We start from the raw sequence: 23,834 nt of genomic DNA, 5'->3' as shown, positions 1-23,834 counted from the left end.
AAGGAAACTATGAAAGACAACAATACCGCTTTAAGCATTGCAGTAGAAAGTCCTGGAGAAGACATTCTCCCTACCCCAGAAAACGGCCACTATACAGGCAAAGACATACAAATTCTTAGCGACCGAGATGGCGTTAGAACTCGTCCAGCAATGTACATTGGCTCAAATGGTGAAGCAGGACTTCATCATCTGGTTTATGAAATTGTTGATAACAGTGTTGATGAAGCGTTAGCAGGTTATTGCAAAAATATTGAAGTATTTATTCATATTGACAATTCCGTAACCGTAGTTGATGACGGGCGAGGTATCCCCCCAGATATTCACCCAGATGACCCTAAAAAGCGTTCTGCCGCAGAAATCGTGCTAACAGAATTACATGCTGGTGGTAAATTTGGTGATAGTGCCTATAAAGTTGCTGGAGGTCTACACGGTGTTGGTGCTAGTGTGGTGAATTTTCTATCAGAATGGTTAAGACTAGAAATTCGTCGAGAAGGGGATGTTTACGAACAAGAATATGAGCGAGGCTATCCCCAAGCCCCTCTCCAACAAACAGGCAAAACCCGTCGTGCAGGAACAAAAATCACCTTTAAGCCAGATCCAGAAATTTTTACTGTAACAGAATTTAATTTTGATATTTTGTCCGATCGTTTAAGGCAAAAGTCTTTTCTTAACAAAGGTTTACGTATCACAATTAAAGATGAACGTGTTAGTCCAGAACGCGAGCATGAATTTTACTATAAAGGTGGAATTGCAGAATTTGTTAGTCACTTAAATAAAAATAAAACCGTTTTGCATGCTCAACCAATGTACTTTGAAAAACTTCCTTCTTCTGACGATCCTTTAGGTCTTGAAGTAGCCATCCAATACAATGATAGTTATGCAGAAAATATCTATTCTTTTGCTAACAATATCAATACTGTTGATGGAGGAACTCACCTTTCAGGTTTTCGTACTTCGCTAACTCGTACTATCAATAGCTATGCCCAAACTAACATGAAAAATAGTAGCACGTTGACAGGTGACGACCTACGCGAAGGATTAGTAGCTGTTATTAGCGTAAAAATCCCACAACCACAATTTGAAGGTCAAACCAAAGGCAAGCTTAATAGTGATGTTAGCGGACAAGTTCAATCTTTCCTTAATGAAAATATTTCCAGATATTTAGAAGAAAATCCTGTTGTTGCCAAAAAAATAATCACCAAAGCCATAGACGCAGCCCGCGCCCGTGAAGCAGCCCGCAAAGCCCGCGAATTAGTCCGCCGTAAAGGTGCGCTTGATGGTAGCAGTCTACCCGGCAAACTAGCCGACTGTGCAGAACGTGACCCAAATGTCTGTGAAATTTACCTTGTAGAGGGCGATAGTGCAGGTGGGAGCGCAAAGCAAGGGCGGGATCGTCGTTTTCAAGCTATTTTACCTCTAAAAGGTAAAATTCTTAATGTTGAAAAAGCTCGTTATGACAAAATGCTTGCACACGGTGAAATTAGCGCGATGATTGTTGCTCTTGGTACAGGCATAGGAAAAGATGATTTTGATGTGAGCAAGTTACGCTATCACAAAGTTGTGATAATGACGGACGCGGACGTTGACGGTAGCCATATTAGAACCCTTTTACTTACATTTTTCTATAGGCAAATGCCAGAACTTATTGAGCGTGGAAATATTTATATTGCTCAACCACCGCTTTTTAAGGTTAAAAAAGGTCGCTCGGAACAATACATAATCAATGAAAAAGAACTTAATCGCTACTTGATGAAAAAGTCTACTGAAGATGTACAAGTTACGGTTAAAGAATCTGGTAAAGTGTTAGAAGGTCGTGAGTTAATCCGAGTAATGGAAAAACAAATAGAATTTAACACCTACTACCAAAAGCTAGAAAAACGGTTCCAAGATCGTCTGTTATTAAGTATAGTTTTAGAAGCTTTAGCTGGAAAAACTGGTGTTATGCGTTCTTTAGCAACACTTCATCAAGTTTTTGAAACCGTGCAACCCCTAACAAAAGTTCAGGAAGCTTTAACTAAAGCTGGTTATAAGTCAGAAATCAAAAAAGATGAAGAACATAATTTATTTGAAATAGAAGTTGTACGTAGTACAGCGGTTTCTAGTGGAACAATGTTAATTGATTGGGAACTAGCAACACACGTTGAATTTCAAAAGTCTGTGTCGCTTCATTTAGAGTTGTCTAATTCTTTAGTTCCTCCTTTTATAATTCGCCAAAATAATAATGTAACTGAAGTAAATGGACGAGATGAGCTAGTTAAACATATTTTGGATAGTGCTAAAAAAGACATCCAAATCCAACGATATAAAGGTTTAGGAGAAATGAACCCAGACCAACTTTGGGAAACAACTATGAATCCTGCTAAACGTACACTTTTACAAGTTCGGATAGAAGATGCTGTAGAAACAGATGAAATTTTTACGGTGTTAATGGGTGATTCTGTTGAGCCTCGCCGAAAATTTATTGAGGATTTTGCTTTGGATGTACGAAATTTGGATGTCTAAAAGCTTTGTGCTATAAAATTTCTAACTAAATCAAAGGGCGGAACAACAACCGCCCTTTAATTTTACCTAAAGAAATATTTTCAAATTAAATTTCTTACAATCCCTTAAAAATCAGGAGAATAACAAAATGGGTAAGGGTAAATGGACTTTTAGAATAGTGATCGTTGCTATTTTACTTTGTTTGATCTCATCCATTGATCTATTAGCTAAACAGATCAATGATCGTAAAAATCTGATCCACTCAAACACTACAAAGTCTGATCTATCTAAAAATAGATCAACTATAGATCGACGATCGCAAAAATCAGATCCATCGGACAGATCAAAAAGATCGGACGATCAACAATCTAAGCAACGATCAGTTGATCTAGCAAAAGTTTTCGATCCAACATCTAGCTTTTTAACTCAAACAGCTAACAAAACAGATCAACAAACAGAAAAACGATCACGTCCTAGCAGCTAAAACAGATCAACGATCCAGCCGATCTATTGATCTAGCGATCGTAGGCGGCTCGATCGTAACGATGAACGATCGTCAAGAAGTGATCGAAGACGGATATATTGCAATCAAAGGTGATCGGATCGTCGATCTAGGATCACGCATTGATCTAAGCAAAAAATACTTACCTAAGAAAAAGATTCTTGCTACAGGAAAAGCAATTATTCCTGGTTTAATCAATACTCATACTCATGTTCCTATGGTTTTCTTTCGAGGAATTGCAGATGATTTGCTGCTTCAAGAATGGCTAGAAAAATATATTTTTCCGGCTGAAGCTAAGAATGTCTCTAAAGATTTTTGCTATTGGGGAACAATGGCTGGTTGTTTAGAAATGATTAAAGGCGGTGTGACTACTTATGTAGATATGTACTATTTTGAAGACACCATTGCCGAAGCAACAGCTAAAGCAGGGATGCGTGGCGTACTGGGTGAAACCTTAATAGATTTTCCTGTAGCTGACAATAAAACCCCTCAAGAAGCTTTGGTTTACACAGAAAAATTTGTTGAACGTTGGCGCAACCATCCGTTAATTATTCCTGCAATTGCTCCACACGCACCTTACACAGTAAAACCTGACCATTTGAAAGCTGTTAAAGAATTTGCTGAAAAGCAAAACATCCCTATTGTCATACATTTAGCAGAAACTCAAGCAGAGGTAGACGATATTACTAAGCGTTATGGTTCACGTCCAATTATGCACTTGGAAAAACTAGGTCTACTTAGCGACCGTTTAATTGCTGCACACGTCGTTTGGGCAAACGCGGAAGAAATCGCGCTGCTAAAACAACGTGGTGTAGGTGTAGCGCATAATCCTCAAAGCAATATGAAATTAGCTTGCGGGGTTGCACCTGTGCCAGAAATGTTAAAAGCAGGTGTTGCAGTTGGTCTTGGAACAGATGGAGCAGCATCAAATAATGACTTAAATTTATTTGAAGAAATGGACACAGCCGCTAAATTACATAAGCTTAACTCAAAAAATCCTACTGTGTTAAGTGCGCGGGAAGCCTTAGAAATGGCGACTATTCGCGGTGCTAAAGCTATTCACCTTGAGAAAGAAATTGGGTCGTTAGAAGTAGGAAAAAGAGCCGATATTGTGGTTGTAAACTTACAAACTTCTCATCATCAACCTGTTTATAACCTTTTTTCTAGCTTAGTTTATTCAACAAAAGGTAGCGATGTAGAAACCAGCATTATTAATGGAAAAGTAGTTATGCAGTCTGGAAAAGTCTTAACTCTTAATGAGGTAGAAATTAACCAACAAACTAAAAAATATCGTGAGCAAATTATTAATAGTTTGAAATAGCCTTAAAATAAGTTTGAATGCAAAAAAAAGCGGGTAATTTGCCCGCTTTTTTAATTAGCCCAGCCCTAACCAGTCTATTATCAATAGCCACATAGTGGCTATTTTGTTAACAAAATAAATTTTTGAAATATCTTAAAATTTACCTCATATAACTTACCTAGCAGAATCACAGACATTATTACCCTTATCAAAAATTATTTTCCATTTTCCGCTAGACTCTAATCGCCAAATAGAAGTAAATCTAGCTACAAGTTTTCCGCTAGGGTCATAAACAGGGCCAGAACTTAAGGCAAGTGTTCCTGAATCCAGGACTTCTACTTGCTCAGGTTTCCAAGAAAAAGGTGCATTAGGCTTTTCATAAAAACTTTTCCAAGCATTAGCTACTTGCTCTTTACCTCGTAAAACTTCTTTGTCAGAAAAAAACACAGCTTCAGAGGATAAAAAAGAGCTAAATGCTGTGTGATCACGGCTTGCCATAGTTTGAGCAAAAGCTTGCTCAGTATCAAAGACTTCTTTTTTAAGCTTTTCTGTTTTGTTATGTTGTGCAATAACCACATAAGAAAAAAATAACACTAGAGAAATTACTAACAAAATAGCTTTCTTCATAAAAATAACCTTAAGCAATAAATATTAATAAGCATAACTTTTAGTTGTTAGCGGAGTTCACAGAAATAATAATTTGTAATTATAAAGCTTAAAGCTCTTTTTGCTAGCAAGCAAACTGTTGGGAACAAATCTATTAAAGCTAGTGTCTAGTCTCCCAAGATGATTATTTCGCCTTGGGAGATTAATTTTATGAAAAAACTGCTTGTTTTTGCCCTAATTTTATCTTTTACCTTTCCTGTTTTTGCCCAAAAACTAGAAAAACCTTCTAATCAATCAAATCAAATAGGCCAATTACCTGTAAAAAGAGTTATTTTATATAGTCACGGCGTAGGATATTTTGAGCGAAAAGGCATGGTTGCAGGATCAGAAAATATTGAATTAGAATTTAATACAAAACAAATGAATGATGTGCTTAAGTCATTGTTAGTCCTAGACTTAAATGGAGGACGAATTTCTACAGTAAATTATGATTCTTCAAAACCCATTGATAAACAGTTGGAAGATTTTTCGCTTAGTTTAACTGATTCAAATCAACGTGGTATGTCAGCCCTAATTGCTCAAATGAGAGGAGCAAAAGTAGAAGTTCGTGCAAAAGAAATAGTTACAGGAAAAGTTGTTGGGTTAGAAAAAAAACGTATTACACAAAATCAAAATATTTTAGAGCAAGATTTATTGGTTATTTCTACTGAGCTTGGAGATATTCGAGCTTTTGATTTAGTAGAAATTAGAGGGATAAAAATTTTAGACCAAAAATTACGTAATGATTTAGAACATTATCTTGATATTTTAAATAATACTCATAAAAAAGATGTTCGTAATATTACTATTTCTGCTCAAGGTGAAGGTCAAAGAAATATTGTTGCAGGCTATACAATTGAAGCTCCTGTTTGGAAAACAACTTATAGAGTTGTTATAGATAGCAAAGGAAAGCCTTTTTTACAAGGTTGGGCGATTGTAGATAATGAACAAAATGAAGATTGGGAAAATGTGCAACTATCGCTTGTTTCTGGTAAACCTGTTTCTTTTACCCAAGATATACAAGCAATTAAATATCGTGTTCGGCCAGAAGTCCCGCTTCCAGAAGATGATGAGCCTGCATTAAGGCCACAAATTTATGAAGAAACTATTGATAAAAATAACCCTGAACCAGAAGAAGGTAGCCTTGATGCTGGGGTTGAAGGTGGCATTGAAGGTGGCGTTGCTGGTGGGGTCGCTGGTGGGGTTATAGCAGGAAGTGTAGGAAATTCTTATGCTCCACCTCCACCGCCTAGGCCATTAACGGAAAATTTAGAATTATCTACTAGCTCGGTAGCTGTAGGAAGAAATATTGGTGAACTCTTTGAATATAAAGTAGATCATCCAGTAACTATTAAGCGTAATAGTTCAGCATTAATCCCTATTATCTCAACAAAGATTGAAGGTGAGCGTATAGCTATTTTTAACGAAGATAATGAGATTAGAAACCCTATGAGTGGTGTTTTAATCCATAATACTACTAATCTAACTTTAGAAAATGGCCCTTTAACGGTTTTTGAACAAGAAACTTATGCAGGTGAAAGCCTAATTAGCAGAATGAAGCCAGATGAAAAAAGATTTCTTACTTATGCGGCGGACTTAAGTTGTTTTATTAGCGTTTCTAACGAAGATAAAGCAAATAATGTTTCTTCAGTAAGCATTAATAAGGGAAGTTGTGTTGCTTACAACAAACAAATAAGCACAAAAACTTATAATATTGTTAATAAAGACAATAAACAAAAAGTTATTTACTTAGAGCATCCTTTTAAGAAAAATTGGAAGCTAGTCAATACTCCAGAACCAGCAGAAAAAACGCAAAACTACTTCCGTTTCCGAGTTACAGTTGAGCCAAAAACAACATTAAAATTCCCTGTAGTTGAGGAAAACACAGTAGAAACTACTTACTATATTTCTAGTTTTACTCCTGAAGACGTAGAATTTTTCTATAAAGGAAGACATATTAGCGATGAAATTAAACAAGCTTTAGAGCGAATTTTAGATATCAAAAACAAAATTTATGAAACTGACCAAGCTTTAGTAGCTAAAAATCGGCAAATATCAGAAATAAGTGCAGAGCAAGCCCGTTTAAGAACAAACTTAGAAACTATTAGTAAAACAGCCGACGATAAAACCTTAATGAACCGCTATATACAAAAATTTAAGACAGGTGAAGACGAAATAGAGAGATTACAAGCAGAAATCAAGAAAATTACGGCTGACAAAGCTAATTTATATGTAGAAATGAACAAACAAATAGAAGCTATTAGCTTTAACGTTAAGAAATAATTAAAGTTAGAGCAATCCTTTTTTGTGGGATGATAGTTTAACTCCAAAATTATTATCCCATAAAATCTAAAACTTAAACGTTACTCATTTAAGTTTTCCAGTTTAGATAATTCATCTTGAGCAGCATAATAAAAACCAGATCCATCATCCTTAAATAAAAGAACTTTATTAAAAAGCTTTATAGCCTCGCTAGTTTGCCCTTCAGAGTTTGCAACCATACCAAGACGAAAGTACGCCCAGGGTATCAACCAAGTAGGCTGTTTTGGGTTAGCTTTAATTATTTTGGAAAGAGCTTCTTTAGCCCGCTTGCTATCATCAAGGTCACGATGAGAAGCTACTGCTATCCAATACCAGGCTACATAGTTTTTAGGATTATTTCTTACTAAACTTTCTAGTCGTTCTCTTGTTTCTCTAACGTCGTTTAAGTTCCATTCATTAAGGATAGCTTTAAGTGTTTCTTCGTCATTTTGGGTACTTACTACTAAAAAATTATCTTTTATTGATTTAGATAAGTTTTTAAGCTTAAAATTTTCCTCTGTTGAAAAAGCACTTGTTACACTTAAAGCAAACAAAATCAATAAAATAGTTATGGAGAAATTTACTATAACTTTACTCATTAACTTCATTTTTTATATATTTTTCTCCATTTATCTCTTATTGTTTTAGTCCCTTAAATTAAGGATTTTTCCACAGTGGATTTTTTACCACACTTTAAGAAAAATAGGGCCAAGCCTCGTATTTTTGAGTAATTTCTATACCGATACGAGTTCTTAAAGCTGCATTTTCTTGAGTAGTATCTGTAACAACATCTGCAATTTCTCCTTTAGCAGCTAATTCTCCTCCTAAATATAATTTAACGATAGAATTAATTTCAAAAGGAAATTCGGTATATACACATATTCCTGAATGACTTACATCTGTTACTAATGCTTCTAATTTTTCATGACCCCAAAGATCATGGCCTTCAACAGTAATAAACATTTTAGCTTCTTCTCTAGGTTCTTCGCGTTGGTCGTCCATTATATTGACCCTCCAAAAAGATTTTATTACTATACTAAGCAATAGCTATACCATTATTTATTATATTTTTTCCTGTTAAAAGGCTTTATACAACTATTTTTCTTTATCATAGTTTCTTTTATTTCTTTGTACATACACATTTTTATAGAATTATAAAAATAATTAACACCTACTTATCTATGGTAGGTTTAAACAAACTCCTAAAAGCTTTGAGAGCCGCTGGATGATAGATTGTCGAGTGTTTTTCCTCTGGCATTTTTTCATAGTGCCAATTAAGCATAGAAGGTGCATATTTACTAAGAATCCCTGATAATTGTTGAGTAATATCTGAAATACCCTTTTCATCGCTACTTGCAAAATATAAGTTTTTCTTTGATTTAGGATGTGATTGCAGTTGTTTATCTGCCATTTTGACTAGTTTTTGATTATTCCACCAAAGGCTTGGATCAAGTGCTATGTAAGTATCAAATAAATCTGGTTCAAGAAAAAAAGTTTCCATTACAAAAAGTCCTGCAAGTGACTCGCCAACAATGGCTGTTTCGTTAGTTGTGTGGTAACGCTCTTTTATTTGGGGCATTAATTCATCTTTTAAGAACTTTCTAAACTTTTCTGAACCTCCTACACGCACAGCGATCTTTTTATCTTCTTCATTTTCAGTAGGGCCAGTCATATCACGTCGTCTTTCAGTATTTTCAATTCCCACTAGCAAAAATGGTCGCATTGTTTGATTGCCTACAGACACTTGCACAAGACCTGCTAGATGCAAAAAGTCTTCAGCCATACCCCCATCAGGCATATAAAGCACTGGCAATTTAGTATCTGCTGATTCTAAATAAATTGAAGGAATATAGACGTTTATGCGTCTTTTTTCACCAAGAATTTTTGAGTCAATTGTAAATGTCTCGCCAATAATTAATGGTTCTGCCTTATCCATATTTTTTATAACCATGAAATTATTAAAGTTTCCATCTCTTTGACCATAAACAATAGTTACATTTACCAATAAGAAAACTGTTAATACTAGTAAATACCTTAATTTCATAATTTACCTTTTTTTGCTGGTTTGATTTATTGTATTTGTTTTTGTTTAGCCTTAAGAACTAAGATACTTTAGCAAAGCAAATAAATCAACAAAGGTGGTAAATGCTAGCAAGATGGCTTATATGATTCCAGAAACACTTAATAGTTTAGAAGCAACCGCAGGAGAAACAGCCCTTTTAAGCTGCTTCAAAATAAATTAAGTGATGACGTTTATGTTTGGTTTAATATTCCTATTAAACAACGCTTTGCAGACTTTGTTATTTTAGACCCTAAACTTGGGCTGCTAATTTTAGAAGTTAAAGATTGGCAACTATCTCAAATTAAAGAAATTAACCCTAAATATATTGTTATAGAAACTTCCAAAGGCCAAAAAAGTTGTACCAACCCTCTTAACCAAGCTAGAAACTATGCGCTTCAAATAGTTGATTTATTGGCATCTGACCCGTTACTAGTTCAATCTAGCAATGATTATAAAGGTAAACTAGCTTTTCCCTTTAGTTATGGAGTTGTTTGGAGTCGTATTAAATCAGAAGATTTTAAGTCTTCTTTGCCTGAATTATTTGAGGTTAATAAAGCATTATTTTACGACCATTTAAGTACTTCTATAAATGCAGAAAAATTTCAACAACAATTACAAATGCTTTTTCCTCAATACTTTAACTTTCATTTATCAACAGAGCAGATAGACCGAATTCGATATCATCTTTTTCCAGAAATAAGGCTTCCTCGAAAACAATTTCCTGTAAAACAAATTGAATCTAAAGATAATAAAGATTTTTTGCCAGAATTAGAAACTGATAGCGAAACTATTCTTACAGTAATGGACTTAGAGCAAGAACGCTTAGCTAAACATCTAGGAGAAGGACACCGTTTGTTAAGGGGTGTTGCAGGTTCTGGAAAAACTTGGACTTTAATTTGTAGAGCAAGAATTTTGGCACAGCTTTATCCTGATTGGAAAATTTTAGTCTTATGTTATAACGTAAGCCTTACTACTATGTTAAAACAAATGATAGATATGGTAGCTTTGCCTAAATGTTTAGCTAATATTAAAGTAACAAACTATCATCCATTTTTAGCGCAACTAGCTGCTAGGGCTAAAGTTGAACAAGCTAGCGGTGAAAAATGGGCAGAAATTCTTTCCCAAAAGCTAAATAAACTTATTGATGAAGGAAAATATAAAGTTCCCACTTTTGATGCAATCCTAATAGACGAAGCTCATGATTTCCATCCTGAATGGTTAAAATTAATAGTTCGTTGCTTAAACCCAAAAACTAATAGTTTATTCATAGTTCACGATAGTGCGCAAAATATTTATCGCAAAGGGTTTAGCTTTAAGAGCGTAGGAATTCAAATTAAAGGACGCGCTAAAATATTAAAGACCAACTATCGCAATACTCGTGAAATAGCCCAACTAGCCTCTAGCTTTCTTAATTGCGGAGTAAAATTTACAGATGAGTTACTAAAAGATGATGAAGGTCAACTCTTAGAAATAATAAGACCTCAAGCAACTCTAAGATCTGGTTTATTCCCACAACTAATTGAATGTCAAAGCTTTAGAGAAGAATGCGCAGAAATAGCCGCTAGAGTAAAACTTTGGCTAGAAAAAGGTAAGTATCCACCACAAGAAATATTAATTTTATATGTAAAAAAAGGTGCTAACCCTAACGATGAGAAATATATACAAGCTATCCTAACTTCGCTAGAAGAAGCAGGAATTGAATATGAATGGATAACCCGCAATCAAGAGTCAAAACGTAGTTTTCAACTTTCATCAGCTAAAGTAAAAGTATCAACTATCCATAGTGCCAAAGGGCTAGATTTTGCTGCTGTGGCTTTAGTGGGATTATCTTTATTGCCTTCATCTATAGAACAAGCAGAAGTAGAGCGAAAACTAGTATATGTTGGTTTAACACGCGCTCGCAATGAGCTTTTAATTACTCACTGTAAAGCCTCTCAATTTATTGTTGATCTTAAACAATGCAGAGAAAAACTAGCTCTTTACTAAAATGGTTTATTACATCGTAACATAGTTTACGTTGTATTTAGGTATTTATTAAAAAGGATAAAGTTATTTAAATGTTAAAGGGAAAACAAAAGATATAATATGAGTTGAAGTAGAATGAAGAAAAACGAAAATCTAAAGGAGAAAAGAAAAATGAAAATGTATATCCTTATAAAAGAATCAATACCAAATGGTTTTGCAATGCTTGCATCAGCACATGCATCTTTGGCTTGTTATTTAAAATTTAAAGATACTCCGGAAATTGCAGAATGGTTATCAGGGCCTTTTTTCAAGGCTATATGTAAAGTTAATGATTCAGAATTTGAGAAAGCTAAAGAAACACCTGATCATATTATCTTAACGGAATCCGCTTTAGATAATCAGGAGGTTGCTATTGCTTTTAAGCCTAGAGAAGAATGGCCGAAGTCTTTTAAGTTTTTTCGTCTATACAAATAATTTAAAGTAATTTCAACAAACTTAAAATGTTAGCTTGTTAGCATTAGCTCTTGTTAACCAACTATTTAACTTTCTTTTCTAGCTGCTTTTTGATTAAAATTTCTGCTAGATCTGGGACTACTTCCCAAGCAATTTCTCTTACAACATTTTCACTAAGCTGAGATATTACACGTTGAACAATTTGGTCTATTAAGTGTTGTGGTATTTGATCAATACTAGTAATACTAGTGATAGCTGTTAATTTTGTTTGATTATCAGACTCAATAACAGGTTTAGTTATAAGGTTTTCTACTACTGTATTAGTTTCAACTAAACTTGGAATTGTTGAAACTGGAGACAAAGCTATAATAGGGGAAGAAACAAAAGCACTAGCAGAAGCTAAATCTGTTGCTGTAGGAAGATTTTCTTCTTCGACAAAAGTTGTAGTTGAAATTGGGTTTGAAATAGCAGGTAAAACAGGTGTTGGTTCTGGTACTTCTGGCAGTTCTAAAACAGATTCTAAGCCAGCATTTGTTTCAAAGACTGTTTGAGGTTCATTTATAGTATTAGAGACACTTTCTGGTGTTACTAAATCGGCTAAAGGTTCTTCTGCAATAGCGTTGTAATTAGAAGACAATGGTTCTGTGTAGTAATGGGTTGGTGCTTGCTCAAGCTCAAATTGTGAAGGGCTTTCATCTATTTCTAGTGGGTGATCTTGAGATTCTAAACCTAAAGGATCTTCCTCGTTAGTTATAGACGTAAGATTAGAGTTTACAGTACTTAAAGGCATTGGACTTGAAGCGTAATCAGGAATATTAGATATTGGTTCAGAGTAATTAAATTCTTCTACTGGATTAGGGGTAATATATTTAGGTTCTTCATGGTGTTGTATTGGTGCAATGGGTTCAGAAACATACATTTCTGTTAAAGCAGGTGTTTCTTGTGTATAAATTGGAGTAGCAATAGGCTCTGGAATTTGGGGAATCGTTTCTGTAACTCTTGCAACATCTTGAGAACTAGTTATTCGCCCAATATCTAAGCTAAGTTCTTCTACCCTAGAAACTTCGGGAGAAGGAATTTCCTCTATATCTAATAAAGGTTCTCTTTTAATTTCAGAAGTTGTTGATTCAAAAACATATTCATCGCTAATAGCTGGCAATTCATCAGTTGTATGAGGTGTAGAAGCAGAAGTATTCTGTTCCTGAGTTTGTGAATAGCCTACTTCTTCTAAAGGTTCTAGTTCTAAAGGGCTAAAATCATCATAGCTATAATTGTCCTCTGATACAGTGCTAACATCTTCTGTTTCTGCATTACTTTTTACTTCAAAACTAGAAGATTGTTGGGTGCCAAAGTCTATATCTAGTGACATGTCTTTATGATCTTGCATTTTACTTGTAGAAGGTGCAGAACTAGAGTAAGCCGAATAAGCTGCAAAAAGCTCTTTGCGGGAAGCAGAACCCATTATTTGAGTATTTTCATATTCATCATATTTATTTTCGTGCAGTGAGTTTTCTGCTTCAACAGGTTCATCGGGTGTAAATTCAAAATTTACGGATTTATCCATTTGTGTTTGATTGTTAAGTGTGGAGACATTTGCATTTGGGTCAAAAGCTAGAGTAGATGAATCTTTTTGCTCCGAAGTATTATAAGTATCATCACTTAATTCTAGTTCAAATGTTGGCTCGCTAGGTGGTGGTGGAGCGTCTAAATCAAAAACTGGGCCTCTATCTATATCTAGCTGCATTTTATCAGACGTTTCTTCAGGAACTGTTGTTATAGGTGCAGAATTACTATCATCAAAGCTAAAAACTTTATCTACAAAGTTATTAGCAGAAGAGGATGGAGGAAAAACAGGTTCTGGTTTTGGAGGAGCAAAACTTTCTGGGAATACAGGGCTAGCTTGTATTGGTGTTATTGGACTTGCTGGAAATACAGGGCTAGCTTGTATTGGCATTACAGGACTAGCTTGTATTGGTGTCACCGGTTTAGCTTGAATTGGTGTTACTGGACTAGCCATAAAGGGTTCAACCTTTTGTAGTTCTGGAGAGAAACTAGTTTGATAACGAGCAGCAATTTCTGGAGAAAGCTTTGTAGTTGTAGCATCTGGAGGAATATTTTGCCAAGAAGGTGTTTGGGTAGGAACAGGAGTAACAGCCCTTTTAGGATTATTAGCTATAAGTCTATTTACTGTTGCAACCAAAGCACGAGATTCAAAAGGTTTTGTTAAATGCCCGTCTGCTTTAACACGAACGGCTTCTGTTGGATCAAAAGGTTCAAAAGCCCCTACTAATAAAAGTACAGGGATATGGGAATATTGAGGATTAGTTTTAATATACTCACAAACTTCATAACCGCTTTTACCAGGCATATAAATATCAGCAAGTACAATGTCTGGTTGGACTTCGTTTAATCTTCTTACTGCCAATTCTCCATTCCCTACTGTAACAACTTCTATACCTTCATCAGAAAAAGTTAAGTTAACAACTTTTTGTATTGTTATACTATCGTCAGCAAGTAAGATTTTATGTCCCATTCCGTCCTCCTAAATAGACTTTGATTTCCTAGTTTTGATTAATCTAAGTGGCATTCTAAATGCAAATCGCTACAGAGAAAATTTTACTCTGTAGCGTTGCAAACTAGAAATCAAAACTCTTTTGAAATCAACCAAAAACATTGAAAAACTAAACTATCATCCTTAGCTTATTGCTGTCAAGATTTGTTATTTTTTAGTAATTAACCTTTAGATTTTTTGTTTTTTTTCTTCTCTTTTATTTTTGGCTGGTTGCTATCTCCTTCATTGTTTGTGTTTGTAGGATTAGCATTATTATCCGCGTTATCTGTAGTAGGTTTACTTCCAATACTACCACCTCTACTTGTAGGGTCGCTACCTGTATTTCTTGCAGTAGTATTTATTAGCTCATAAGTTGATTCATCTATCTTGTCGCCATCTTTAAGTAAAATTCCTTCTTTAGAGACGGCAACTGTTGGGCCAAAGAGATTTTCCATAACACGAGCCATCATAGAGCGACGTTCAACTATTTTTTCTGTAATAGTTGGGTCTGGATCTGGAACAACTTTACCAAAAAGCTCTAATTTTTCAGCCGCAGCATCGCGATATTTACTTTCTGGAAATTCGCGTACAATACGGGCAAAATACTTAGAAGCATCTTCTGTATTTTCTTGTGACTCTAAGGCTCGCCCCAAATACCAAAGGGCTATATCCATTTCTATAAAGTTAGGATATTTTTTAATAATATCTAAACATCTAGATTCTGTAGCTTTCCAAGCATCACGTCTCTCAAAATAAAACCTAGCAACACCTAAATCATGAGTAGCTAATTTCTCTTGTACTAAGTCTAAATACTCTACTATTTTTGGATTATCCTTTGATTTAGGAAAACGCTTTGTGGTTTCTACCAAAATTTTTTCTGCTTTCAAAGCGTGTTCTTGGTCACGGTCTGCTGATTGAATTTGTCTAAGGTGTATTTCTGCGGTTTTAATTAAAACTTCTGGTGCTAAATCGTGATTAGGAAAAAATTGTAGCCAATCCCTATATTCTGCTTCTGCTTGTACTAAATTTCCTGTACCACCTTCTCTATAGTAAGAATCTGCAATAGTAAGTTTTGCCATTGGTAGTAGCGGGCTATCACCATAAGTTGTCACCATAGTGTTAATTAACAGACGGCCTTGTTCATAGCGTTTTTTCTGCATTTCTTTTAAAGCATCTTCAAAAAGCTCTCGATCTCGACCATCACGAGGCTGATCTGCATTATCAGACACAGATAATTTAGTAGTTTTATTACTACTACAAGCAGATAAAGAAAAACTTAAAGTTAATATAATAAAAAGAGTGAAAAATTTTGCTAATTTCATTTTTGCATTACTCCAAAATAAAACTTTTTAATTAAGAAAAATAAGAAAAATTAAAAATAAATTAAACAGAAAAAGGTTTATTGGCTATCTGCTGCATTTCTACAACAGCTTTAGCAGGAGATTCAGCGCAAAAGATAGCTGAACCAGCAACTAACCATTCTGCTCCGGCAGCAGTAACTTGAGGAGCAGTAGTCATATCAATACCACCATCTACTTCAATATGAACATTTAAGTCTCGTTCTGTAATCATTTTTCGTAGCTTAGATATTTTTTCTAACGTACTTTTAATAAATTTTTGTCCTCCAAAGCCAGGATTAACTGACATTAGTAAAACAAAATCTGTATAAGGTAAAATTTCATCTAAAGTTGATAGTGAAGTTCCTGGATTAAGCACCACACCAGCCTTACATCCTAGACTATGGATTAAATCAAGACTACGGTGAAGGTGTGGAACGGCTTCAACATGAACAGAAATCATATCTGAACCAGCTTTAGCAAAACGTTCTATATAACGATCCGCTTCAGAAATCATTAAATGCGTATCAATAGGAAGTTTAGTAATAGGTCTTAGGGATTCAACTACAGGTATGCCAATAGAGATGTTAGGAACAAAATGACCATCCATAACATCAACGTGCAAAATACCTGCTCCGGCGGCTTCTACTTCTCTTACCTGTTCACCTAGACGAGTAAAATCAGCAGATAATATTGAAGGAGCTATTTTTATTTGCATAAATAAAAATCCTACTGTGATTATGCGTTTAGTCGTAAACGACTGTACTATTGCTAAAAGCCTCTATATAGCTAAATAAAATAATACTTTGTTTTTACATTACTTATAAGCCTTAGAGGGGCTTATGGTAGTAGCCCAGCCTTATTAAGGTTGGGTATTATTCTCTATTTTTTTGCTAGGTAAAAAAACTTTTATTGTATAACCTGTTTTAACTATCATACCTGCTTTTGGTTCTTGGTTAATGACAATACCTGTAGGAGCTTCTTCATCAACAACTTCAATAGTACTTACTGTTAGTCCCACACCTTGAGCGATGCGTTGCACATCACTTTGTTTTTTACCAATAAATGTTGGTACTTTAACTTCTTTACCACGAGAAAAATAAATTGCTGTTAAAGAACTACCAATAAAGGCTAATAATAGAATTGCTAGAATAAGTAAGCGTCGAAAGACTGTCCAAAATACTCTAGCAAAGCCCAATTTTACTTCTCCAGATTTTTCTAAAGTAGAACCTTAAGGAAACGCTAGTCTAGCATTTCCTAGAAAAGCTTTCAACTATAAGCAATAAACTATAAGCAAAACTATTAAGGGGGGGCCTATAAATTTACGCCTTAAATAGCAACCTAAAAAATAGTTACTTAGACTTAGAAGTTTCTTCAATACGTGCAACTTTTTCTTTATCTGCATCAGGATCATCATTCATTGACTTCTTAAAATTCTTAATTCCTTCTCCTAATCCAGATGCTAATTCTGGTATCTTTTTGCCACCAAAAAGAACAACCAAAATTACTAAAATAACTATCATTTCTGTAGGGCCAAGAGGAAATAAAAAAAGGCCAAGCATAGAGATCTCCTTAAAACTAAAAACATTCCCTAATTCTAGTCTTGTGTCTTACTAACTGTCAAATAAAATACCTGTTTACGGATGGATAGCAAAATAAAACCTCTTTCTTATCTATAGAGCTTATTTGATCAAATAAAGTGTGTCGTTATAAAGCACAATGACAGATTTTCCAATTCCAAAATAAGGCTTTAAGCTAGCATTTTCTCTTAAAACCTTTTTATACTCTTCACTACCATTCTTAAGTTCTACCTTCTTTAGATTTTTGGCTCCTCGACTTAAATATTCTTTATCTGTCCAAACTCCATTTTTAAGAATAAACTTTTTTCCTGCTATAGTTTTTTGTTCTTCTATATCAGAAGCTAAACCTATGCCTAACTTCTCACCTTTTGTTGAACGAGGGCCGTTATTAGTTGTAGTAGTACCGGTATTTTTCTCTGTATTTTGCGCAATATCGTTATTTGCTGGTGGTGGGGGCGGTATTTGTAAAGGGTCAGTAATATTAATAGGGGTATTTTTACTATTTCCTGCTAAATCTGGTATTGTTTCCCCTTGTTTTAAGTCTGGTAATTTTATAGTAGGAGCCGTTTTATTAGCAAATTCCTCTTTATTCTCTAATTTATTTTCAGGTGTAACATTTTGTGTATTATCTCTATTATCTTTATTATCTTTACTATCCTTATTTTTCTCAGGAGTAATTATTAAATCTTTTTTATTATCAGTCGCGAGTACATTATCAGGTAATGTTACCTTATCTTCAGGTTTTGGATCAATAACTTTAGGATCACTAGTATTTTCTGGAGTATTTTTCTTCCCGTTTTGAATATTATTGTTTTCTGCTATAGTGTTAGTATTTATATTTCGATCGTAAACTATCCATGTTATTGCACAAACTATAACTAATGCTACTGTAACCCAGCGAAGTTGTGAAGCAAAGAGCCATTCTCTTAAACTTGTCCATCCAAAACTAGAAGGTTTTTTTACTTCTTTTTTAACTACTTCATTTGAAAAAACTACTTGTTCTGGATCCTTATTAGCGACTTCTTCACCAAACATTAATAAATATTCCGTAGTCATTTGGCGACAATTTTGGCAAGCAATTAAGTGGCTTTGATAGTTTTCTAATATAATCCCACTAAGAGTTTTTTCTGCATAAGCTGTGGCTAAGTCTGGATCAAAGCCTTCACACTCAACATTTTGTGGGTTGTCTTTTAAGTGTTTACGCAACAAATTATCTATTTGCAAATCTGTTGCTTTGTCTTTTGTGTTTTCCATTTTTTCCCCTTAAAAAGCTACCAAAAAATACTCTGCTCTAATAATTATAGCTTCTACTTTTCCCATAGTGGGAACGCAAGTTAACAAAAATCTTGCAGATATTTCTGCTAAATTTAAGGGCCTCTTGGAGGTTCACTTGTTAGTAAAGTTTTGATGTCTACACCTTCGCTTTGTGAAGCAAATTCTAAACATTCCTTTATTTGAACATTATTAAATTGATGCTCTTGCTTAAGAAGTTTTTCTACTTCTTGTCGAATATCTTGTTGAATTTTTTGTAGCCAACGACTTGCTGTAGCTTCATGTACCCCAAAAATTTGTCCTATTTGTTTTAACGTTAAGTTATCGTAATAATAATAACTTAGCACTAATTTCATACGAGAATCTAAGGTAGTAATGGCTTTCTCTAGTGCTTTATGTGTAGCAATTTGATAACGCTTTCCTATAGAAGGATTTTTTTCCGCTGTATGAGCAACAGCCGGTGTTAAGCGTTCAAAATCTTTTTCTTCTTCTGTTTGTACATATCTACCTTGTTTTCGATGACGATCAACAGAAAGTTGAAATAAAACCGCTTTTAACCATCCTTTTAGCGAACCTTTACCAGAATAAGAAGAAAATTTACTAACCCTTTTTCCTTCTACTTCTCGAAGTCCAAAAAGTTCACTCCATGCAATTTCCACTAATTCTTCGGCTTGAGTCTCATTTTTTGTTAATTGATGAGCAACTGCTTGTAAAAACCCCCTGTAATCCCGCATAAAATCTTCCCAAGCTGTTTCATCTGCTTCAGCACAAGCAACAGCAAAACAAAGATCCTGAGCATTTAATTGAAGTAAAAAGGCTATAATTTCTCTACTAGTAGCATCTGGAGAAGATTTTAGTAAATATCTAAATATAACAAAATAAAGAACCTCTGAAAATTTTTCTTTGGTTATTGAATACCTTTTAGTTATTGAGAAATAAATTTCTGTTATTTCTTTATTAAACCTACTAATAAAATCTTTTGAACTTGTTTGCACGTCTTATGCCCTAAGCTTACATTGGTTACATTTTTTAATCCTAAAATTTAACCTAGAATTAGGAATGTAACCCTAGGCTATTTTAGTTCTATCTTTGATTAGACTAAAATAAGAGTTTTATTTTTTCTATTCAATGCTTCCTTGCTTCATTTGTTTGTAAAAGATCAAAATTCTACCTAAATTTTCCTTTCTACTGTAAAAAAAATGTAAAAATTTTCCTTACGTGATCGGAAAATTTTTTGCTTAGCTAAGATCTTGATAAAAATGTTCATAGCTCTAAAAAGAACTTTTAAGAAAGCTTTTTTTCTATTCTTTCCTGTGAAAATCAATTGCAAAGCAATAAAAGCATATGCTAATCTCGATTTTGGTCTGAAAAAATATTTTCAACAGCTTAAATAACTGAAAATAAGCCTCTTAGTTCTTCACAACTAATATATTTTATAACATTAAAAAGCTGTTAAATTGCTGTGGAAATCTTATCTAAGAGTTAAATCTTTATCTCGTCTTAGTCTTAAAAATTAAACTATAAAAACAAATTATTAACCTAAAAATTACTTAGGTCATTGTGCAATGGATCGGATATAGTTTATGAACATAAAAAGTAGCCCAAATCTTTGGGACTCTATTCTTTCCTTAATTAAGGAAAAAATAAATCATCAAAGCTTTGATACTTGGTTTGAACCTATAACTTTTTTATCTAATTCCAATAATGTTATTTATTTAACTGCTCCAGACAAAGTATTTGAAAATTGGATTATAGAAAATTATAGCGAAGAAATATCAAAAGCTTTATCAGACTTAGGTCTTAGTAATTATCGTATTATTTTTAGTTTTAATGATAAAGGTAAACAAAGTAATAATTTTAGAAATAAGGATTTTTTTGATTCCCAAGAAAGTATAAAAGCTTCTCCATCATTAGTTTACAGTGGTTTTGATGATTCTGGATTAGATGAATTTGTTAGCACTAGATTTGTAGATATTGAACCCATTGAAACCCCATTAAATCAAAAATATTCATTTGAAAACTTTGTAGTAGGTTCTTCAAACCAATTTGCTCATGCTGCGGCGCAAGCTGTCGCCGCGGCTCCATCAAAAGCTTATAATCCTCTTTTTATATATGGAGGCGTAGGTTTAGGAAAAACCCACTTAATGCATGCCATTGGACATACTATTAGATCCCGTAACCGACACTTACGACTTGTTTATATTTCCGCAGAAAAGTTTATGAATGAACTAATTAACGCCATTCGTTACGATAAAACTTTAACTTTTCGTGAGAAGTATAGGTCAATAGACGTTTTACTAGTTGATGATATCCAATTTATTGCTGGTAAGGAAAGAACTCAAGAAGAGTTTTTTCATACTTTCAACGCATTATACGACGCACAAAAACAAATTGTTATTTCTTCTGATTGTCCACCTAAAGAAATTCCTACATTAGAAGAACGCTTGCATTCCCGATTTGAATGGGGTTTGCTAGCAGATATTCAACCACCTGACTTAGAAACCAAAGTAGCAATTTTAAGACGTAAAGCAGAACTGGAAAAAATTGATTTAGAAAATGATTTAGCTCTTTTTATTGCAAGTAAAATAAAGTCTAATGTTCGAGAATTAGAAGGCTCTTTAGTTCGTCTAGTCGCCTATTCATCGCTAAAAAAACAGCCTATTACATTACAACTGGCTCAAGAAGTATTAAGAAATATTATTGATGAAGATGAACGAGGAATTTCAATAGAAACAATTCAAAAAGTAGTGGCAAGCCATTATGGATTAAAGGTTAATGATCTAAAATCAAAAAATAACTCTCGTAGTATCGCAATTCCTAGACAAGTAGCAATGTATTTATGTAAAACATTAACAAAAGCTAGTTTGCCAGAAATCGGTAGAGAGTTTGGAGGAAAGCATCATACTACGGTGCTTCATAGTGTGAATAAAATAACTTCGCTATACCAAACTGATAAAGATTTCCACAGAGTTATCAACAGCTTAACTAGTTCATTAAAATAAAGTTATTTGACTTTTCCTATAAAGTTTTTTGGATCCCTTTGGATCCTGTGAAAAAAATTTTTGCTGTTAAAAAGGATCCACAGACGAAGAAGTTTTACACACTTGGATCCACAGCAGATCGCACAGCTTTTTATTGACAAAAATACTTTATTTTTCAATAAGTTAAAAAACTTTTTTCACATTTCCACAGGCTCTATTATTAATATTTGATCTATCTACTAAATTTTTAATTTTTTAGATCAAGAAATAAGATCTTATTAGGAAAGTAAATAATTTTTATAAAGTAGTTTAATTATTAAAACTTATTAAATTTTACTTAAAGGAGTAAAAGCGTGGAGTTCACGGTAAAAAAGAGCAACCTGCAAAAGGAATTGGGTTTTGTTCAAGGCGTAATTGAAAAGAAAAACACTATTCCAGCTTTGCAAAATATTTCTATTACCTCAGATGGTTCTGATGCAATTAAAATTATTGCAACAGACTTAGATGTCACTATTCGTTGCCAATGTGAAGCAGAAGTAAAAACGCCTGGCACAATGTTAATTCATGCAAGAAAACTTTTTGAAATTGTTCGTAATTTGCCAGATGCGGAAATACACTTAAAGAAAGATGAGCAATCCTGGGCCGAACTTCGTTGTCAACGTTCTAAATATCGCATTGTAGGCCAACCTGAGGATTCTTTCCCTACAGTCCCAGAACCTAAAGAAACAAAACTTTCTTTTCCTGCTGACAGGTTGCGTTACTTAATTGAACATACTATTTATGCTATTACACAAGAAGAAAATCAAAGGTTTGCTCTTAATGGTGCGCAATTTGTGTTAAGCAAAGAATCTGCTCGTATGATTGCTACAGATGGTCATCGCTTAGCTTATGTTGAACAAAAAAACTTTGTTCAAGATTTAACAGAAGATTTTAAGGTGCTAATTCCAAGAAAAACGCTAACAGAATTGCTAAAAATGCTCTCTGACTTTGCAGACACAGCAAACAAGGGTAAAGATGAAAAAGAGGCTCAAAAACAACCAGAATTTGTCTATTTTGAAAAAGATGATAACCATTTATTTTTTAAGGTGGGTCAACGCCTTCTTATTTCTCGCACTCTTTCAGGCCAATTTCCAAACTATGAACTAGTTATACCAAAGGAAATAAAACTTTCTATGGTATTTTCTACTAGTGATTTTTTATCTGCTATTAAACGTGCTGCTCTTATGGCTGATGAAAAAAGCCGAGGTATTAAATTGCGAGTGTCTGATAATTTAGCAGAAATAACTTCTCAAAGTAGCGAAGTAGGAAAGGCTGAAGAAACAATTTTAACTGATTATAATGGGCCTGAAATTAATGTTGGTTTTAATTCTTCTTACCTATTAGATTTTCTTAACTCTGTTGGGACAGAGGAGTTTAACTTAGAGTTTAAGGATGTTAACAGCCAAGCACAACTACGACCTAAAAAAGATTTAGGTCTTGAATATAAATATGTAGTGATGCCAATGAGAATTTAAGAAAACAGCTTAATTTTAACTATTTAATGTTACAGCATTGGAAGTTTAAGGGTTTTTTGCTAGAATTTTTGCCAAATAAATTATTTTTATGCTGATAAATTCCTAATATGGACATTGTAGGTAGGGCAGTTTGAATCTCCCAAACACGCTAACTATTACACGTATATTTCTTGTGCCAATATTGGTAGTAGTCTTACTAACAAATGTTGCAAGCAAGTTTGGTATGCCCCAACAAATTCTAGGTGTTTCGCTATTTTTAGCTGCTGCACTTACAGATTTGTTGGATGGATTTCTTGCCCGTCGACGTGGAGAAGTTACTACTTTAGGAACTTTACTTGATCCAATTGCAGATAAATTATTGATTTCAGCGGCTTTTATTTCCTTAGTAGAAACTCATGTTGCTCCTGCCTGGGCCGTAGTAATTATTATTGCTCGTGAATTTGCTGTTTCTGGCTTGCGTTCTATTGCTGCTACTGAAGGCTTTACTATTGCTGCTTCTAAAATGGGTAAACTAAAAATGGCTACCCAAGTTCTAGCCATTACTTTATTACTTTTAGGTACAGTTAATGGTTTACCTCCATCTGATAACCCAAATTTTGGACAAATTTTATTAGAGATTACTAAAACAAAAGACATTACAATTGACCAATTTCGCTTGTTTTGTTACTCAGCCGGACGTGGTATGCTTTGGATAGTGGTTTTTTCTTCGCTTTATTCAATGGTTGGCTATTTTTATAAATTTTATGGCAAAGTCCGAAATCGTTTTGAGGTACGCCAAAAAAGAAGACGCTTAAGAGAGTTGATGAGACGACGTAAGGAAAAACCTATTGCAGAAAATGATTTACCTATGGAAGAAAAAAATCTTTAATTTTTTACAATTTTGGCATATA

Annotated in this window: 20 protein-coding genes and 1 pseudogene; 10 read left to right on the top strand and 11 right to left on the bottom strand. The window is 34.1% G+C overall.

What is annotated here, in order from left to right; genetic code table 11:
- Positions 1–9: 9 nt before the first annotated feature.
- From gyrB to IPK14_04415, 3 genes are all read left to right on the top strand, one after another.
- Complete coding sequence (gene gyrB / locus IPK14_04425) at positions 10–2,502, top strand: DNA topoisomerase (ATP-hydrolyzing) subunit B (protein MBK7992670.1); 2,493 nt, start codon at positions 10–12, stop codon at positions 2,500–2,502.
- 127 nt (positions 2,503–2,629) lie between these two features.
- Positions 2,630–2,965, top strand: coding sequence for a hypothetical protein (locus IPK14_04420; protein ID MBK7992669.1), 336 nt, complete (start codon positions 2,630–2,632; stop codon positions 2,963–2,965).
- A 61-nt stretch (positions 2,966–3,026) separates the two neighbouring features.
- On the top strand, positions 3,027–4,304 hold the full coding sequence (locus IPK14_04415) for an amidohydrolase (protein ID MBK7992668.1): 1,278 nt from the start codon (positions 3,027–3,029) through the stop codon (positions 4,302–4,304).
- 153 nt (positions 4,305–4,457) lie between these two features.
- On the opposite strand, the gene IPK14_04410 is transcribed toward IPK14_04415, so the two are convergent.
- Positions 4,458–4,910 carry a nuclear transport factor 2 family protein gene (locus IPK14_04410; protein MBK7992667.1) on the bottom strand — a complete coding sequence of 151 codons (453 nt, stop codon included), beginning with the start codon at positions 4,908–4,910 and terminating at the stop codon, positions 4,458–4,460.
- 189 nt (positions 4,911–5,099) lie between these two features.
- On the opposite strand from IPK14_04410, the gene IPK14_04405 reads away from it, so the two are divergent.
- Positions 5,100–7,211 carry a hypothetical protein gene (locus tag IPK14_04405; GenBank protein MBK7992666.1) on the top strand — a complete coding sequence of 704 codons (2,112 nt, stop codon included), beginning with the start codon at positions 5,100–5,102 and terminating at the stop codon, positions 7,209–7,211.
- Positions 7,212–7,291: 80 nt separating this feature from the next.
- Here the strand turns inward: IPK14_04405 and IPK14_04400 are convergent, their stop codons facing one another.
- The 3 genes from IPK14_04400 to IPK14_04390 form a co-directional block, all read right to left on the bottom strand.
- Positions 7,292–7,837: a tetratricopeptide repeat protein gene (locus IPK14_04400; protein ID MBK7992665.1), complete on the bottom strand. Its 546-nt coding sequence runs from the start codon at positions 7,835–7,837 to the stop codon at positions 7,292–7,294.
- 85 nt (positions 7,838–7,922) lie between these two features.
- A complete protein-coding gene (locus IPK14_04395) occupies positions 7,923–8,231 on the bottom strand; it encodes a PilZ domain-containing protein (protein MBK7992664.1) in 309 nt (102 codons plus the stop codon).
- A 169-nt stretch (positions 8,232–8,400) separates the two neighbouring features.
- On the bottom strand, positions 8,401–9,273 hold the full coding sequence (locus IPK14_04390) for an alpha/beta hydrolase (protein MBK7992663.1): 873 nt from the start codon (positions 9,271–9,273) through the stop codon (positions 8,401–8,403).
- A 180-nt stretch (positions 9,274–9,453) separates the two neighbouring features.
- Here IPK14_04390 and IPK14_04385 point away from each other — a divergent pair.
- The 3 genes and pseudogenes from IPK14_04385 (at position 9,454) to IPK14_04375 (ending at position 11,730) form a co-directional block, all read left to right on the top strand.
- A pseudogene (locus IPK14_04385) lies at positions 9,454–9,720 on the top strand (NERD domain-containing protein).
- Complete coding sequence (locus tag IPK14_04380) at positions 9,703–11,277, top strand: AAA family ATPase (GenBank protein ID MBK7992662.1); 1,575 nt, start codon at positions 9,703–9,705, stop codon at positions 11,275–11,277. Before IPK14_04385 ends, IPK14_04380 begins: the two are co-directional and overlap by 18 nt.
- A gap of 150 nt (positions 11,278–11,427) precedes the next feature.
- Positions 11,428–11,730: a hypothetical protein gene (locus tag IPK14_04375; GenBank protein ID MBK7992661.1), complete on the top strand. Its 303-nt coding sequence runs from the start codon at positions 11,428–11,430 to the stop codon at positions 11,728–11,730.
- A gap of 61 nt (positions 11,731–11,791) precedes the next feature.
- Here the strand turns inward: IPK14_04375 and IPK14_04370 are convergent, their stop codons facing one another.
- The 7 genes from IPK14_04370 to IPK14_04340 form a co-directional block, all read right to left on the bottom strand.
- Positions 11,792–14,242 carry a response regulator gene (locus IPK14_04370; protein ID MBK7992660.1) on the bottom strand — a complete coding sequence of 817 codons (2,451 nt, stop codon included), beginning with the start codon at positions 14,240–14,242 and terminating at the stop codon, positions 11,792–11,794.
- 200 nt (positions 14,243–14,442) lie between these two features.
- The gene (gene bamD, locus IPK14_04365; GenBank protein MBK7992659.1) at positions 14,443–15,582 is read right to left on the bottom strand and encodes an outer membrane protein assembly factor BamD; all 1,140 of its coding nucleotides are present in this window, start codon (positions 15,580–15,582) and stop codon (positions 14,443–14,445) included.
- Between the two features lie 61 nt (positions 15,583–15,643).
- The gene (locus IPK14_04360; GenBank protein MBK7992658.1) at positions 15,644–16,315 is read right to left on the bottom strand and encodes a ribulose-phosphate 3-epimerase; all 672 of its coding nucleotides are present in this window, start codon (positions 16,313–16,315) and stop codon (positions 15,644–15,646) included.
- A 144-nt stretch (positions 16,316–16,459) separates the two neighbouring features.
- Complete coding sequence (locus IPK14_04355; protein MBK7992657.1) at positions 16,460–16,795, bottom strand: PASTA domain-containing protein; 336 nt, start codon at positions 16,793–16,795, stop codon at positions 16,460–16,462.
- Positions 16,796–16,949: 154 nt separating this feature from the next.
- Positions 16,950–17,159, bottom strand: a complete 210-nt coding sequence (locus IPK14_04350) for a twin-arginine translocase TatA/TatE family subunit (GenBank protein MBK7992656.1) — start codon at positions 17,157–17,159, stop codon at positions 16,950–16,952.
- Positions 17,160–17,279: 120 nt separating this feature from the next.
- Positions 17,280–18,431 (bottom strand): hypothetical protein, encoded by a 1,152-nt coding sequence (locus IPK14_04345; GenBank protein ID MBK7992655.1) that lies wholly within the window; start codon positions 18,429–18,431, stop codon positions 17,280–17,282.
- Between the two features lie 113 nt (positions 18,432–18,544).
- A complete protein-coding gene (locus IPK14_04340; GenBank protein MBK7992654.1) occupies positions 18,545–19,444 on the bottom strand; it encodes a sigma-70 family RNA polymerase sigma factor in 900 nt (299 codons plus the stop codon).
- A 594-nt stretch (positions 19,445–20,038) separates the two neighbouring features.
- Here IPK14_04340 and dnaA point away from each other — a divergent pair.
- The 3 genes from dnaA to pgsA all read left to right on the top strand — a co-directional run bounded on the left by dnaA (position 20,039) and on the right by pgsA (position 23,812).
- Positions 20,039–21,451, top strand: coding sequence for a chromosomal replication initiator protein DnaA (dnaA, locus tag IPK14_04335; protein MBK7992653.1), 1,413 nt, complete (start codon positions 20,039–20,041; stop codon positions 21,449–21,451).
- A gap of 332 nt (positions 21,452–21,783) precedes the next feature.
- On the top strand, positions 21,784–22,944 hold the full coding sequence (gene dnaN / locus IPK14_04330; GenBank protein ID MBK7992652.1) for a DNA polymerase III subunit beta: 1,161 nt from the start codon (positions 21,784–21,786) through the stop codon (positions 22,942–22,944).
- Positions 22,945–23,074: 130 nt separating this feature from the next.
- Positions 23,075–23,812 (top strand): CDP-diacylglycerol--glycerol-3-phosphate 3-phosphatidyltransferase, encoded by a 738-nt coding sequence (gene pgsA / locus IPK14_04325; GenBank protein MBK7992651.1) that lies wholly within the window; start codon positions 23,075–23,077, stop codon positions 23,810–23,812.
- Positions 23,813–23,834: the final 22 nt, after the last annotated feature.

Source organism: Blastocatellia bacterium, from assembly GCA_016713405.1.
GTDB lineage: Bacteria > Acidobacteriota > Blastocatellia > Chloracidobacteriales > JADJPF01 > JADJPF01.
This window is presented reverse-complemented; position numbering and strand designations above follow the sequence as displayed.